This window comes from Herbaspirillum sp. SJZ107, assembly GCF_006715485.1.
Classification (GTDB): domain Bacteria; phylum Pseudomonadota; class Gammaproteobacteria; order Burkholderiales; family Burkholderiaceae_D; genus Telluria.
Window position 1 is genome coordinate 1,650,697 of sequence record NZ_VFNH01000002.1, and the last position, 14,077, is coordinate 1,664,773.

Annotated in this window: 12 protein-coding genes and 1 pseudogene; 4 read left to right on the forward strand and 9 right to left on the reverse strand. The window is 66.6% G+C overall.

From position 1 onward, the window contains the following. Positions 1-150: 150 nt before the first annotated feature. The 4 genes from FBX97_RS17130 to FBX97_RS17145 all read right to left on the reverse strand — a co-directional run bounded on the left by FBX97_RS17130 (position 151) and on the right by FBX97_RS17145 (position 3,968). Positions 151-1,344 carry a PLP-dependent aminotransferase family protein gene (locus FBX97_RS17130; RefSeq protein ID WP_141833708.1) on the reverse strand — a complete coding sequence of 398 codons (1,194 nt, stop codon included), beginning with the start codon at positions 1,342-1,344 and terminating at the stop codon, positions 151-153. 121 nt (positions 1,345-1,465) lie between these two features. Next, positions 1,466-1,927 (reverse strand): RidA family protein, encoded by a 462-nt coding sequence (locus FBX97_RS17135; protein WP_141833711.1) that lies wholly within the window; start codon positions 1,925-1,927, stop codon positions 1,466-1,468. 75 nt (positions 1,928-2,002) lie between these two features. Continuing rightward, positions 2,003-2,980 carry a threonine dehydratase gene (locus FBX97_RS17140; protein ID WP_141833714.1) on the reverse strand — a complete coding sequence of 326 codons (978 nt, stop codon included), beginning with the start codon at positions 2,978-2,980 and terminating at the stop codon, positions 2,003-2,005. A 43-nt stretch (positions 2,981-3,023) separates the two neighbouring features. Then, the gene (locus FBX97_RS17145; protein ID WP_255517503.1) at positions 3,024-3,968 is read right to left on the reverse strand and encodes a DMT family transporter; all 945 of its coding nucleotides are present in this window, start codon (positions 3,966-3,968) and stop codon (positions 3,024-3,026) included. 100 nt (positions 3,969-4,068) lie between these two features. Here FBX97_RS17145 and FBX97_RS17150 point away from each other — a divergent pair, with 100 nt between their 5' ends. Both FBX97_RS17150 and lspA read left to right on the forward strand, forming a co-directional pair. Beyond that, positions 4,069-5,517 (forward strand): PLP-dependent aminotransferase family protein, encoded by a 1,449-nt coding sequence (locus tag FBX97_RS17150; RefSeq protein ID WP_141833717.1) that lies wholly within the window; start codon positions 4,069-4,071, stop codon positions 5,515-5,517. A gap of 103 nt (positions 5,518-5,620) precedes the next feature. Next, entirely contained in the window at positions 5,621-6,112 is a 492-nt protein-coding gene (gene lspA / locus FBX97_RS17155) for a signal peptidase II (protein ID WP_255517534.1), read from the forward strand. Here the strand turns inward: lspA and FBX97_RS30190 are convergent. The 5 genes and pseudogenes from FBX97_RS30190 to FBX97_RS17185 form a co-directional block, all read right to left on the reverse strand. After that, a pseudogene (locus FBX97_RS30190) lies at positions 6,048-6,653 on the reverse strand (histidine phosphatase family protein). The gene lspA and the pseudogene FBX97_RS30190 overlap by 65 nt on opposite strands. A gap of 61 nt (positions 6,654-6,714) precedes the next feature. Further along, positions 6,715-7,992 (reverse strand): RNA polymerase sigma factor, encoded by a 1,278-nt coding sequence (locus tag FBX97_RS17170; protein WP_141833729.1) that lies wholly within the window; start codon positions 7,990-7,992, stop codon positions 6,715-6,717. Beyond that, positions 7,989-8,783 carry a YciI family protein gene (locus FBX97_RS17175; protein WP_141833732.1) on the reverse strand — a complete coding sequence of 265 codons (795 nt, stop codon included), beginning with the start codon at positions 8,781-8,783 and terminating at the stop codon, positions 7,989-7,991. Before FBX97_RS17175 ends, FBX97_RS17170 begins: the two co-directional genes overlap by 4 nt. A gap of 11 nt (positions 8,784-8,794) precedes the next feature. Continuing rightward, a complete protein-coding gene (locus tag FBX97_RS17180; protein ID WP_141833735.1) occupies positions 8,795-9,229 on the reverse strand; it encodes a YciI family protein in 435 nt (144 codons plus the stop codon). Then, positions 9,226-9,714: a VOC family protein gene (locus FBX97_RS17185; protein WP_141833738.1), complete on the reverse strand. Its 489-nt coding sequence runs from the start codon at positions 9,712-9,714 to the stop codon at positions 9,226-9,228. Before FBX97_RS17185 ends, FBX97_RS17180 begins: the two co-directional genes overlap by 4 nt. A 268-nt stretch (positions 9,715-9,982) precedes the next feature. Here FBX97_RS17185 and htpG point away from each other — a divergent pair, with 268 nt between their 5' ends. Together htpG and FBX97_RS17195 are read left to right on the forward strand one after the other, a co-directional pair. After that, positions 9,983-11,902 (forward strand): molecular chaperone HtpG, encoded by a 1,920-nt coding sequence (gene htpG, locus FBX97_RS17190; RefSeq protein WP_141833741.1) that lies wholly within the window; start codon positions 9,983-9,985, stop codon positions 11,900-11,902. A 178-nt stretch (positions 11,903-12,080) separates the two neighbouring features. Then, positions 12,081-14,030 carry a PAS domain-containing sensor histidine kinase gene (locus FBX97_RS17195; RefSeq protein ID WP_141833744.1) on the forward strand — a complete coding sequence of 650 codons (1,950 nt, stop codon included), beginning with the start codon at positions 12,081-12,083 and terminating at the stop codon, positions 14,028-14,030. The last annotated feature ends 47 nt before the right edge of the window (positions 14,031-14,077 follow it).

Genomic DNA, 14,077 nt, shown 5'->3' on the forward strand with positions numbered 1-14,077 from the left:
AAAAATTGTGCCCTCGTTGCAACCGACATTTGTTTACGTTTTTGGACAATTGTCCGAGAGATGACGGCAAATGGCGGCGTAAAAAAAGGCCGCGCAGGAGGCGCGGCCTTTTCGGCAGTGTCCGTATGCAGGCCGGGTGGCCTGCACCGATCACATCTGCTCTTTGATCAGCTTGCCGAGGATGGCGATGCCTTCGCGGATGCGTTCCGGCGGCACGGTCACGAAGGACAGGCGCAGGGTGTGGGTGTCCGGGTCGTTGGCGTAGAACGGCGCGCCCGGCACGAAGGCGACGCGCGCGGCGATTGCCTGGTCGAGCAGCTTGGTGGCGTCGATCTGCTTCGGCAGCTCGACCCAGATGAACATGCCGCCTTCCGGACGGGTCCAGGTCACGCCGGCCGGGAACTGCTCTTCCATTGCATCCAGCATTGCCTGGCACTGGTTGGCGTACAGGGTGCGGATGGTCGGGATGTGCTCGTTCAGGAAACCGTCCTTGACGACTTCGTGCACCACCATCTGGGTGAGTGTCGCGGTGTGCAGGTCGGCGGCCTGCTTGGCCAGCTCGAGGCGGCGCACCAGCGGCAGCGGGGCGCACACGTAGCCGAGGCGGATGCCCGGGGTCAGCACTTTCGAGAACGAACCCATGTAGATGACGCCGTCCGGGTTCATGTTCAGCATGCGCGGCATCGGCTCGCCCTTGTACGACAGCGCGCCGTACGGATCGTCTTCGATCAGCGGCAGGCCGAGGCGGGCGCAGGTTTCCACCAGCTCGCGGCGGCGCTCGATCGACAGCGAACGGCCGGTCGGGTTCTGGAAGTTCGGCAGCGAGTACAGCAGGCGGGCGCCTTCGGCCAGGCCTTCGATCGAGGACGGCACCAGGCCGTGGTCGTCGGTCTCGACCGAGTGGAATTCGGGACGGTACACCGAGAACGCCTGCAGCGCGCCCAGGTAGCTCGGGGTCTCGACCAGCACCTTGCTGCCTTCGTCGATCAGCACCTTGCCCAGCAGGTCGAGCGCCTGCTGCGAACCGGACACCATCAGGATCTGCTCGGGCACGATCTTGCAGTCCGGCGTGGACAGGTAACCGGCGATCCATTCACGCAGCGGCGCGTAGCCATCGGTCGGGCCGTATTGCAGCGCCTGCTTGCCGGTTTCGCTCAGCACCTTGTCGTAGGCTGCCTTCATGCGCTCGACGGGGAAGGTCAGGGGCGACGGCAGGCCGCCGGCGAAGGAAATGATTTCCGGGCGCTGGGTAATCTTCAGGATTTCGCGGATCGCCGAGCTTTGCAGCTGCGATGCGCGTTCCGAAAACTGCCACTGGATGGGGTTTGGATTTTCGATTTTCATACTGATCTCACAGAGGAAGGACCGCATTGGGTGCGTCGGCCATTATAAAGCACGCTGGATAAGCGGCTCGATTAATGAGGCCGCCTGGTAGGCAGCCCCAGTTCTGGTGCTGCCTGATCTTTTAAGCGACTTCGACGATCATTTCGATCTCGACGCAGGTGCCGCGCGGCAGCGAGGCAACGCCGAAGGCCGAGCGCGCATGCTTGCCGGCGTCGCCGAACAGCTCGCCGATCAGTTCCGAGGCGCCGTTGGTGACCAGGTGCTGTTCGTTGTATTCAGGGGTCGATGCCACCAGGCTCATCACCTTGACGATGCGCTTCACGCGCGACAGGTCGCCGCCGCAGGCTTCCTGCAGCGTGCCGACCAGGTCGATCGCGACCGAGCGTGCCGCTTCCTGGCCTTCGGCGGTGGTCTTGTCCTTGCCCAGCAGGCCGGTGTTCGGCGAACCGTCGGCGTTCTTGGCGATGTGGCCGGAGATGAAGACCAGGTTGCCGGTCTGCACGTACATGACATAGGCGGCAGCCGGGGTGGCCGGCGCGGCCAGCGTGATGTTCAATTCTTTCAGTTTGTCGTAGACGGACATGGAATCCCCTGGTTGTGTTGCTTGAAAAAGAGCCGGTATTGTACGACTTGAAAGGCGCCCCCGGGCATGCGATTTTTAACGATCCGTCGCCGCCGCCAGCACCGGCGCGAACAGCGCGGCGTCGATGTTGCCGCCGCTGAGCGGCAGGCCGAGGCGGGCGCCGTCCAGCCGGCCGGCCGCACGCAGCTGCAGCGCCCCGGCCAGCGCCGCCGCCCCGGCGCCTTCGGCCAGGTTGTGCGTGCAGCGGTAATACAGGCGCATCGCCGCCGCTACCTCGTCGTCGCTGACGGCGATCACGTCGTCGGCATGGGCCAGCACGACCGGCAGCGACAGCGGATCCGGCGTGCTGCACGCCAGGCCGTCGGCCAGCACGGTGGACGCGGGCGCCGCCACCGCCTGCCCGGCCTGGAACGACAGCCGGTAGCCCGGCGCATGCGCCGACACCACCCCGATCAGGCGCAGGTCGCGGCCGAGCGCATTGCGCGCCGCCACCGCCGCGCAGAAACCGGAACCCTGGCCGATCGGCACCAGCAGCGTGTCCAGTTCGGGCCGGGCGCGCAGCAGCTCGAGCCAGCCGGTGGCCACGCCCGCCACCAGGTCGGGGTGGTAGGAGGGGACCATGTGCAAGCCTTCTTCCCTGGCCAGCGCATGGGCGTATTCGCGGCTGGCCTGGTAATCGGCGCCGTGTTCGACCAGGCGGGCGCCGAAGGCGCGCATCGCCGCATTCTTTTCGCTGCTGTTCCCGTGCGGGACCACGATCGTCGCCGCAACGCCATGGCGGCGCGCGGCCAGCGCCACCGATTGGCCGTGGTTGCCGCGGGTGGCGGCAATCACGCCCTTCACATCCGGCTGGCGCAGCAGCAGGGCATCCAGGTAGACCAGGCCGCCGCGCACCTTGAAGGCGCCGGTGGGCGCATGGTTCTCGTGCTTGATCCAGGCTTCGATGCCGAGTGCTTCGTTCAGCAGCGGCCAGCTGTACTGGGGCGTGGGCGGCATGGCCGCATACACCAGGCGGGCGGCGGCGTCGATGTCGGCGAGGGTAGGTAGTTGCATGCGATGGGTCTCCAGTGAGCCGGCGAATCCGGTGAATCAATAATCAGCGCCGTACCTGCATGCGGCGCCCCAGCGCCACCACGGCGATCACGGCCAGCGCAAACGCGCAGTTGGCCAGGGTGAGCGGCTCGCCCAGCAGGAGGGCGGCGCCGGCCAGCGACAGGAAAGGCTGCAGCAGCTGCACCTGGCCGACACGGGCGACACCGCCCAGCGCCAGGCCGCGGTACCAGAAGATGAAGCCGACGAACATCGAAAATACCGTGACGTAGCCGAAGGCAAGCCAGGCACCCGGGCCGGCCGCCGCCAGGCGCGCCGCCTGGCCGGCATCGAGCGTCAGCGCCAGAGCCAGTGCGATCGGCGGCGCGGCCAGCAGCAGGGCCCAGCCGATGGTTTCCGGACCGCCGATGCGGCGCGCCAGGCGCCCGCCTTCGGCATAGCCGGCCGCCGCCGACGCGACGGCGCCGAACATCAGCAGGTCGGCCAGGTGCAGGCTGCCGCCGCCCTGGGCCAGCGCGAAGCCGACGACCAGCGCGGCGCCCAGCGCGGCCAGCAGCCAGAACCCGCGCGACGGCCGTTCGTGCCCGCGCAGCGCCGCATACAGCGCCGTGCACAGCGGCAGGACGCCGACCAGCACCGCACCGTGCGACGCCGGCAGCGAACGCAGCGCGATCGAGGTCAGCAGCGGAAAGCCGATCACGCAGCCGCCCGCCACGATGGCCAGGCCCCGCAGGTCGGCACGGGCAGGCAGCGGCGCCCGGGCCCGGCGCAGCCAGCAGGCGGCCAGCAGCGCCGCGCCGAGCGCGCGGCCGAGCGTCAGCAGCAGCGGATCGAAGGCGGCCACCGCCATCCGCGTGAACGGCAAGGTCAGGCTGAAGATGGCGACCCCGGCCAGCCCGAGCAGCAGGCCGCGGCTGTCGTCGCTCATCCGCAGGGCGGGCGCAAGGGTGGACGGGGCAGGGTGGCGCATGGCGGCTCCGAGGTGGATCATGGGGTGATTGCAGCAACAGGTGACCAGGGGTATGCTAGACCCGACTGCCGATACAGTCCCGATACACTCCACCTGATAAATATTGCACTGTAATGGCGAAATGACCAACACACCCGGCCTGCATTTGTTGTCGCGCGAATCTGGCGAAGCGTTGCCCGACCAGATCGTGCGCTCGATCGCCGCCCGCATCGATGCGCGCCAGCTGCGCGCCGGCGCGCGCATGCCCTCGATCCGCAACTTTGCCCAGACCCATGGCGTGTCGCCGTTCACGGTGGTGGCCGGCTACGACAAGCTGGTGGCCCAGGGCTACCTGGAGTCGCGCCGCGGCGCCGGCTTCTTCGTGCGCGAGCGTTCGGTGCTGAATGCCAGCCTGCATATCGGTCTGAAGGCAGCGCAGGACGCCACGGCGGTGCCCGAGACGCGTACGCTGGACGTGGTCTGGCTGATCCGTAACATGTTCCGCCAGTCGCCCGGCCAGCCGTCGAGCGGGTCGGGCGTCATGCCGGCCGACTGGCTGGACGGTCCCGGCATCGCGGGCGCGCTGCGCGCGGTCAGCCGCCAGCACAGCAGCCTGCTGCTCACCTACGGCACGCCGCAGGGCTACGCGCCGCTGCGCCAGCAGCTGCAGCGCAAGCTGGCCGCGCTCGACATCGAAGCGCCGCCGGAACAAATCGTCACCACGCTCGGCGCGACCCAGGCGCTGGACCTGGTGGCGCGCGAATTCTGCCGCCCCGGCGACACCGTGTTCGTCGACGACCCGGCCTGGTTCCTGATGTTCGGATCGTTCGCGGCGATGGGCCTGCAGGTGGTGGGCATCCCGCGCCTGGCCGACGGTCCCGACCTGGAACGCCTGGCGCTGCTCGCAGCCGCGCACAAGCCGCGCCTGTACGTCATCAATTCGGTGCTGCACAACCCGACCTCGACCACGCTGTCGGCGGCCAAGGCCTTCCAGCTGCTGCGCATCGCCGAGCAGCACGACATGATCGTGGTCGAGGACGATATCTACTGCGACCTGCATCCCGGCCCCGCGGTGCAGCCGGTGACGCGCCTGGCCGCGCTCGACCAGCTGCGCCGCGTGATCTACATTGGCGGCTTTTCCAAATCGCTGTCGCCCAACCTGCGCGTCGGCTTCATCGCCACCTCGCCGGACTATGCGGAGCGCCTGGCCGACCGCAAGATGCTGTCCACGCTGACCACCAGCGACATCGGCGAGCGCGTGGTCTACAAGATCCTGTCGGAGGGCTTGTACCGCAAGCACCTGGAGCGCATCCGCGCGCGCCTGGACGCGGTGCGGCCCGGCGTGCTGCGCCGCCTCGAAGGGCTGGGGCTGCGGATGGCGCCGGCGCCGGCGGCCGGCATGTTCGCCTGGCTCGATGCCGGCCGCGACACCAACGTGCTGGCGGCCCAGGCGATGGAGCAGGGCCTGCTGCTGGCGCCGGGCAGCCTGTTCTCGCCGCGCCAGCTGCCGACCACCATGATGCGGGTGAACATTGCGTCGATGGAGGATGCCGCGCTGTGGACCTTCCTGGAAAAGGCGCGCCGGGACTAGCCGGCGCCGTGCTCGTGCAACCCGGGTGACAATGCGCGTGTTTTCGTGACCGGTCCGGTGTTACATTGGGTGTTCCGCGACCTGTCAGGAGCACCCGGTGAACATGCTCAAGAGAACGTGCCTGATGCTGATGGTGCTGCTTTCCTGTGTCGGCTGTGACCAGGCAACGAAGCAGCTCGTCCGCATCCATGTACCGGAATCGGTCAGCTATTCCTTGTGGGGCGACATCATCCGGCTGCAGCATACGCAAAACCACGGTGCCTTCCTGAGCCTGGGCGCCACGTTCTCCGAATCCACGCGTTTCGCCATGTTCGTGGTCGCAGCGGCGGTCGCGCTGGCCGCCATGGTGATTTATCTGGTCCGCAAACCCGGCGTGACCGCGTTCGACATCGTCGCCGTCTCACTGGTTGTCGGCGGCGGGGCAGGCAACCTGATCGACCGGATTATTTTCCGTGGCGGCGTGACGGATTTCCTGAACCTGGGCATCGGCGGGCTGCGCACGGGCATCTTCAATATTGCCGACGTGGCGATCATGATCGGGGTCGGCATGCTCTTCTATCGCAGCTTGCGGACGGCCGGCCGAAGTCGCGCATGAGACCTTGCATAAATGTGTAGTGCTCCGCCTGCCCGTTTTTCAAGGCATACCGGAAGAACGCATCCCAGGACAGGCCGGTGAGCAGGGCGCGGATCACCTTGGCCACGAAACCATGCGCGACCAGCACGACATTGCGGCCGGCAAAATCGTTCTCCAGCGTTGCCAAGCCTGCGGCGACGCGTTCGAACACGGTCTGGATGCTTTCGCCACCCGGAGGTCCGATGTCCCACTGCCGAGTAATATCCTGTTGCCACAGATCCGGATAAGCAAGGCGCGCCTCGTCCCTGGTCAAGCCTTCATACACGCCGACATTGCGTTACGCGAATGCATCCAGGATCGTGAAAGGCACATGCCATGTTGAGGCGAGCACCTCGGCGGTTTGCACGGCGCGTAGCCGGGGCGAGCAGATGATGGTGTCGGCACGGCCCTGGAGCAGGCGTGCCAGGTCTGCCGCCTGTTGCAACCCGAGTTCATCCAGCGGCGGATCGAGTGCGCCAAGGTAGCGCTCGTCGACATTCAGGGCGGTGCGTCCATGGCGCACGACAAACAGCGAAGTCTGGGGAGGATGTTGGTATGGGTTCAAGGGTGCCTCTGGCGCGGGATTAACTGGCCCTTGCCAGCAATAGCGCCCGTTCGCGTTCGTTACGCGTCATCCCCGCCGCGCGCCGGAACTCGGCCCGCGCCTCCTCATGCCGTCCCAGCTTGGCCAGCAAATCCCCGCGCACGCTGGGCAGCAGGTGATAGTGGCGCAGCATCGGCTCGGCCAGCAGCGCATCCGCCAGCGCCAGCCCTTCGGCTGGCCCGTACGCCATCCCGACCGCTACCGCGCGGTTGAGTTCCACCACCGGCGAGGGCAGCAGCTGGGCCAGCGCATCGTACAGCGCCGTGATGCGCACCCAGTCGGTCGCTTCCGGACTCAGGGCGCGCGCATGGCAGGCGGCGATGGCGGCTTGCAGCGCGTACGGCCCCAGGCTGCCGCAGCCGGCCGCGCGCTCGAGGGCGTCGAGGCCGCGCCGGATCAGGAGGCGGTCCCAGCGCGTGCGGTCCTGTTCCAGCAGCAGGATCGGCGCGCCGTCCGGCCCGGTGCGCGCCCGTTCGCGCGAGGACTGGATTTCCATCAGCGCCACCAGGCCGTGGACTTCGCCTTCCGCGGGCATCAGTTCGGCCAGCACCCGGCCCAGACGCAGCGCCTCGCGGCACAGGGCGGGGCGCAGCCAGTCGGCGCCGGCGCTGGCGGCATAGCCTTCGTTGTAGATCAAATAGATCACCTGCAGCACCGACGCCAGGCGCGGCTTGCGCTCAAGGCCGGACGGCACCTCGAACGGCACCTGTGCCGCCCCCAGCGTGCGCTTGGCACGCACGATGCGCTGGGCGACCGTGGCTTCGGGCACCAGGAAGGCGCGTCCGATCTCGAGCGTGGACAGCCCGCCGACCAGTTTCAGCGTGAGCGCGGCGCGCGCCTCGGCGGAGAGCACCGGGTGGCAGGCGACGAAGATCAGGCGCAGGACGTCGTCGGCGATACCGCCGCGCGCTTCCTGCGCCAGTTCCGCCAGCTCGTCGGGCTGGCGCTGGCCGGCGCGCAGTTGTTCGTCGAATTCCCAGGATAGCTCGCCTTCCTTGCCGGCGCGCATGGACTGGTGGCGCAGATGATCGAGTGCGCGGTGCTTGGCCACCTGCATCAGCCAGGCGCCGGGGCGGTCCGGCAAGCCGTCCGCTGGCCAGGATTCCAGCGCCTGCAGCATGGCGTCCTGGGCCAGTTCCTCGGCCAGGCCGACGTCGCGCAGCATGCGGGTCAGCGCCCCGACGATGTGCGCCGACTCCATGCGCCAGACCGCTTCGACAGTGCGGCCGACGCCATGGCCTGCAGCGGCTTCGCTCATGCCCCGACCAGTTCATCCATGGTCAGCACTTCGCGGATCTCGACCTCGACTTCCGTCCCGGCATCGAGGCGGGTCGGGTAGGGCAGCTTGCGCGCCCACGCGATCGCGTCGTCGAGGGAACCGGCGCGTATCATCCAGAACCCGGCGATCAGTTCTTTCGCTTCGGCAAACGGGCCGTCGATCACGCTGACGTCGACCCGGCCGCCGCTACCGGACAGCGTGACCCGCGCCCCGCGCGCGCTCGACATCAGGCCGTCGCCGGCCAGCAGCACGCCGGCCGCCGCCTCGGCCATGTTGAAGGCGTCCAGCGCATCGAGCTTTTCCTGCTCTGGCACGGTGTCGCGTTCGGAGTCGGCGTTGGAGCGCAGCAGGATCACGTAACGGCCGGCGCTGTCGTCGTTGCCGGCCAGGCTGGATGCCACTTCGGCGCAGCCGCCCGGGCAGCCGGTCTCGCGCAGTTCCAGTGTGACCTGGCCGGTGGCGTCGGCGTCGGCCGGCGGCCACTGGCGCAGGCGCTCGATGGCAGCTTCCTTCGAATCCGCCTCGATGATGGTGAAGCCGGCCACCAGTTCCTTGGTTTCGGCAAACGGGCCGTCGGTGATGCGCTCGCCGCCCGGTCCCATTTTCAGGCGCACGGCGTGTCCGCTCGGACGCAGGCCCAGGGCCAGGCCGAGCTTGCCCTCGTCGGCGAACTGCTGGTGGAAATGCGCCATGTCCTCGATCAGCCCCGGCGCTGGCGGGAGAAGGGCTTCGGTGGCGGCATCGGCCTTGCGGATGATCATGAACTGCATGGCCGGCCTCCTTAGCGCGCGCGTTGTTCGCGCATGGCGCGCATTTGCTCTTGCTCCTGCGCGCGCAGCTCGGGCGTGAACGCCTCGCCGAAGTCGGCTTCGCTGAAGACCTGGCGGATCTCGATCTCGCTGTCGACGCCGTCGTGCGGGTTGGGGGCGCGCTTCATCCACTCGATCGCTTCTTCCTTCGAGCTGACTTCGATCAGCCAGTAGCCGGCGATCAGTTCCTTGGTCTCGGCGAAAGGGCCGTCGATGACGGTGCGCTGCTGGTCCTTGAAGCGGATGCGCGCCCCCCGGCTGCTGGGGTGCAGGCCTTCGGCGGACAGCAGCACGCCGGCCTTGACCAGCTCGTCGTTGAACTTGCCCATGTCGGTGAGCAGCTGGGTGCTCGGCATGACGCCGGCTTCGGAGGCCGCACTGGCCTTGACGATGACCATGAATTTCATTGTGCATTCCCTCCGCATTCCGATGCCGCCATCTCTTTCAGGGCCGCCTGCATGTCTTCCATGGAGACCTCACGCTGGTGGGTGGCGATCGACCAGCGATGGCCGAACGGGTCCTGGACCTGGCCGTAGCGGTCGCCCCAGAAGGCGTCGGACAGCGGCATGACCGGCGTGGCGCCGGCGGCGATCGCCTGGTCCCAGACGGCATCGGCATGGTCGACGTACAGGTGGATCACCACCGGCGACCCCTTCAGTACCAGCGGGTCGTTGCTGCCGTACTCGGGAAAGGCGTCGGCCAGCATGAGGCGCGAATCGCCGATGCGGATTTCGGCATGCCCGATTTTGCCGTTGGGCATATTCATGCGGCCGACTTCGGTGGCGCCGAAGGCCTGCTGGTAGAACGCGATGGCCGCCGCGGCGTCGCCGCACACGAGGTGGGGCGTGACGGTGCGGAAGCCTTCGGGGATGGGGCGGACTGCTTCACTCATGATAGATCTCCCTGGTTTGCTTGTTGTGGGTGCTGCTATCACTACGACGGATGGCGCTTGCAGGTTTCGACACCGGGCACGAAAAAAATTCCACTGCGCCGATACGGTATGTCGACTAGATCATGAAGTCGAGAAAAATATCAAAAGATTATGTATGTTGCATACGTCCCATGCACAATATTGCTTATCAAAAAGACCCTTGAAATAATTTTCGTTATCCCAATATTGGCCCGGTCTGTTCAACCAACGCACTAAACGAGGACACAAGATGGCTGTTGCCGAAAAAGAAACCCTTGGATTCCAAGCAGAAGTCAAGCAGCTGCTGCAGTTGATGATCCATTCCCTGTACTCGAACAAGGAAATCTTCCTGCGCGAACTGATTTCGAACGCGTCCGACGCGGCCGACAAGATGCGCTTCGAGGCCATCAACAACGATGCGCTGTACGGTAACGACCACGAACTGAAGATCAAGGTGGCGTTCGACAAGGCTGCCAGGACCGTCACCATCTCGGACAACGGCATCGGCATGAGCCGCGACGAAGTCATCTCGCACCTGGGTACGATCGCCAAGTCGGGTACCAAGGAATTCTTCAGCAAGCTGTCGGGCGACCAGCAGGCCGACGCGGCCCTGATCGGCCAGTTCGGCGTCGGCTTCTACTCGGCCTTCATCGTGGCCGACCGCGTCACCGTCGAGACCCGCCGCGCAGGCGCGCCGGCGTCGGAAGCGGTGCGCTGGGAATCGGCCGGCGAGGGCGACTACACGCTCGAACCGATCGAGAAGGCCAGCCGCGGCACCGACATCATCCTGCACCTGCGCGAAGGCGAGGACGAGCTGCTGTCGTCGTGGAAGCTGAAGTCGATCATCCGCAAGTACTCCGACCACATCTCGCTGCCGATCGTGATGCAGAAGGAAGAGTGGGACGAGGAAAAGAAGGAAACCGTCGTCAAGGACGAATTCGAGACCGTCAACCAGGCGTCGGCGCTGTGGGCGCGCTCGAAGTCGGACATCACCAAGGAACAGTACGAAGAGTTCTATAAACACGTCTCGCACGACTTCCAGCCGCCGCTGGCCTACACCCATAACCGCGTGGAAGGCCGCAGCGAGTACACCCAGCTGCTGTACGTACCGAGCGCCGCGCCGTTCGACCTGTGGGACCGCAACAAGCGCGGCGGCATCAAGCTGTACGTCAAGCGCGTGTTCATCATGGACGACGCCGAGCAGCTGATGCCGATCTACCTGCGCTTCGTGAAGGGCGTGATCGACTCCGCCGACCTGCCGCTGAACGTTTCGCGCGAGATCCTGCAGGAGTCGCGCGACGTGCGCGTGATCCGCGAAGGCTCGACCAAGCGCGTGCTGGGCATGCTGGAAGAGATGGCCAACAGCGACGAGCAGGAAGGCAAGGACAAGTACGTCACCTTCTGGAAGGAATTCGGCCAGGTGCTGAAGGAAGGCATCGGCGAGGACGCGACCAACAAGGACCGCATCGCCAAGCTGCTGCGCTTCGCCTCGACCCACGTCGATTCGGATGAGCAGACCGTTTCCTTCGCCGATTACGTGTCGCGCATGAAGGAAGGCCAGGACAAGATCTATTACGTCACCGCCGACAGCTACATCGCCGCCAAGAACAGCCCGCACCTCGAGATCTTCCGCAAGAAGGGCGTCGAAGTGCTGCTGCTGACCGACCGCGTCGACGAGTGGATGCTGTCCTTCCTGACTGAATTCGAGGGCAAGGAACTGGTGTCGGTGGCCAAGGGCGGCCTCGATCTCGGCAAGCTGGAGGACGAAGCCGAGAAGAAGGAGCACGAAGAGACCGAAGGCCAGTACAAGGACCTGGTCGAGAAGATGAAGGGCGCGCTGGCGGACAAGGCCAAGGACGTGCGCGTGACGTTCCGCTTGACGGATTCGCCGGCCTGCCTGGTGGCGGACGAGCACGAACTGTCGGCCAACCTGGTGCGCATGCTGAAGGCGGCCGGCCAGAACGCGCCGGACAGCAAGCCGATCCTCGAGATCAACCCGAACCACCCGCTGGTGACGCGCCTGAAGTACGAAGACGCGGCGAGCCCGCGCTTTGGCGACTGGGCGCACATCCTGTTCGATCAGGCGATGCTGGCCGAGGGCGGCAGCCTGACCGACCCGGCAGCGTTCGTGAAGCGTTTGAACGAGATGCTGCTGGGTGGGGCGAAGTAACTCTCAGCGATGGGTAAATGCGACGGCCGGTGCAGCAATGCCCGGCCGTTTTTTTTATCTGCATCAAACTTCATGCATGTCGGGTGACTGTCCAGCCCCCGGTGAGTGTTAGCGAACAGACCACACGGTCCAGCTGCGTTTAGATGAGGCATTGACGAAATTCTTGCTTCAGACTCACATGGACAACGATAAACGCAGCGCGCAGCCCACGGCCGCCTGGACCCGCGCCCAGGACCGGTTCTGGCTGCTGGCGCGCGAACTGCTGGTGGTCGCGCTCCCGGACGGGACGATCGAGACCGTCAACCCGATGTGGACCGAGCTGCTCGGCTATGAAGCGCACGAGATCGTCGGCACCACCTTCCTCGCCTACACCCATCCGGACGACCTGGATGCCACCGTCGACGCCTTCGCCGGCATCTTCGAACAGCCGCTGGATGTGCCTTTCGAATACCGCTTCCGCCACAAGGACGGGTCCTACCGCTGGATCGCCTGGACCGGCAACTGCAGCGAAGGCCGCGTGTATGCCGCCGGGCGCGACCTGTCGCCCGAGCGCCTGCGCGAAAAAGTCGTCAGCGATCCCGAGGAATTCTCGCGGCTGGCCCTGAATTCGGTGGGCGGCATCGGCGCCTGGACCGCCGACCTGGTCCAGGGCCGCTACGTGGCCGACGTCGCGATCGCCAGGCTGTACGGCATCGACCCGGTGCGCGCGGCCGCCGGCGTGCCCACCGCGGAGTTCCTGGGCAACGTCCATCCGGACGACCGGCCGGCGCTGCAGGCCGAGATCGCGCGCAGCCTGGTGTCGGGCAGGGACATGGCGCTGGAATACCGCCTGCGCCATCCGGACGGCACGGTGCGCTGGGTGCTGTCGCGCTGGCGCACCCATCTCGACGCCGAGGGCAAGCCCGTGCGCCGCACCGGCGTCGGCGTCGAGACCACCGGCCAGCGCAACATGGAAGAACAGCTGCGCCAGGCCCAGAAGATGGAAGCCGTGGGCCAGCTCACCGGCGGCCTGGCCCACGACTTCAACAACCTGCTGGCCGGGATCACCGGCGCGCTCGGCCTGATGCAGATCCGCATGCGCCAGGGCCGCATCGACGACCTGGAACGCTACATGACGGTGGCCCAGGGCGCGTCGCGACGGGCGGCGGCGCTGACGCACCGCCTGCTGGCGTTTTCGCGGCGCCAGACGCTCGACCCCAAGCCGACCGACGTCAACGCCCTCATCTCGGGGATGGAAGAGCTGATCCGGCGCACCATCGGGCCGCACATCGCGCTGGAAGTGGTGGGCGCGGTCGGGCTGTGGCCGTCCCTGATCGACCCCGGCCAGCTCGAGAACGCGCTGCTGAATTTGTGCATCAATGCGCGCGACGCCATGCCGGACGGCGGCCGCATCACCATCGAGACCGCCAACAAATGGCTCGATTACTCGGCGTCGGCTACCCACGACATCCCGGAAGGCCAGTACCTGTCGGTGTGCGTGACCGACACCGGCACCGGCATGACGCCCGAGGTGGTGGCGCGCGCCTTCGAACCCTTCTTCACCACCAAGCCGCTGGGCGAGGGCACCGGGCTCGGGCTGTCGATGATCCACGGCTTCGCGCGCCAGTCCGGCGGCCACGTGCGCATCTATTCGGAAGTCGGCGACGGCACCACGGTCTGCCTGTACCTGCCGCGCTACTACGGCGACGTCGAAAGCGAGGACCTGGCGCAGCGCGCGGCCGAGGTGGCGCGCGCGGGACAGGGCGAGACCGTGCTGATCGTCGACGACGAACCCTCGGTGCGCATGCTGGTGACCGAGGTGCTGGCGGACCTCGGCTATGCCGCGATCGAGGCCACCGACAGCGCGGCCGGCCTCAAGATACTGCAGTCGGAGGCGCGCATCGACCTCCTGATCACCGACGTCGGCCTGCCCGGCGGGATGAACGGACGCCAGATGGCCGATGCCGCGCTGGTGCGCCGCCCAGAGCTGCAGGTGCTGTTCATCACCGGCTACGCCGAGAACAGCCTGATCGGCAATGGGCGCCTGCAGCCGGGCATGCAGATACTCACCAAGCCGTTCGCGGTGGAGACGCTGGCAATGCGCATCCGCGACCTGATGACGATGCGGCGGGTCAATGGATCGTTATAATAATGCTTCTAGACATCAACTAACCCGGTCGCCCGGTCCGTCCTTCG

What these genes read in the sequence shown, in the direction of transcription:
- FBX97_RS17135 (WP_141833711.1), bottom strand. Translation starts at nt 1,927, where the DNA reads ATGTCCGTCTACGACAAACTGAAAGAATTGAACATCACGCTGGCCGCG.
- lspA (WP_255517534.1), top strand. Translation starts at nt 5,621, where the DNA reads ATGCTCAAGAGAACGTGCCTGATGCTGATGGTGCTGCTTTCCTGTGTC.
- FBX97_RS17175 (WP_141833732.1), bottom strand. Translation starts at nt 8,783, where the DNA reads ATGCAGTTCATGATCATCCGCAAGGCCGATGCCGCCACCGAAGCCCTT.
- FBX97_RS17140 (WP_141833714.1), bottom strand. Translation starts at nt 2,980, where the DNA reads ATGCAACTACCTACCCTCGCCGACATCGACGCCGCCGCCCGCCTGGTG.
- FBX97_RS17145 (WP_255517503.1), bottom strand. Translation starts at nt 3,968, where the DNA reads ATGATCCACCTCGGAGCCGCCATGCGCCACCCTGCCCCGTCCACCCTT.
- FBX97_RS17150 (WP_141833717.1), top strand. Translation starts at nt 4,069, where the DNA reads ATGACCAACACACCCGGCCTGCATTTGTTGTCGCGCGAATCTGGCGAA.
- FBX97_RS17195 (WP_141833744.1), top strand. Translation starts at nt 12,081, where the DNA reads ATGGACAACGATAAACGCAGCGCGCAGCCCACGGCCGCCTGGACCCGC.
- FBX97_RS17130 (WP_141833708.1), bottom strand. Translation starts at nt 1,344, where the DNA reads ATGAAAATCGAAAATCCAAACCCCATCCAGTGGCAGTTTTCGGAACGC.
- FBX97_RS17170 (WP_141833729.1), bottom strand. Translation starts at nt 7,992, where the DNA reads ATGAGCGAAGCCGCTGCAGGCCATGGCGTCGGCCGCACTGTCGAAGCG.
- FBX97_RS17185 (WP_141833738.1), bottom strand. Translation starts at nt 9,714, where the DNA reads ATGAGTGAAGCAGTCCGCCCCATCCCCGAAGGCTTCCGCACCGTCACG.
- FBX97_RS17180 (WP_141833735.1), bottom strand. Translation starts at nt 9,229, where the DNA reads ATGAAATTCATGGTCATCGTCAAGGCCAGTGCGGCCTCCGAAGCCGGC.
- htpG (WP_141833741.1), top strand. Translation starts at nt 9,983, where the DNA reads ATGGCTGTTGCCGAAAAAGAAACCCTTGGATTCCAAGCAGAAGTCAAG.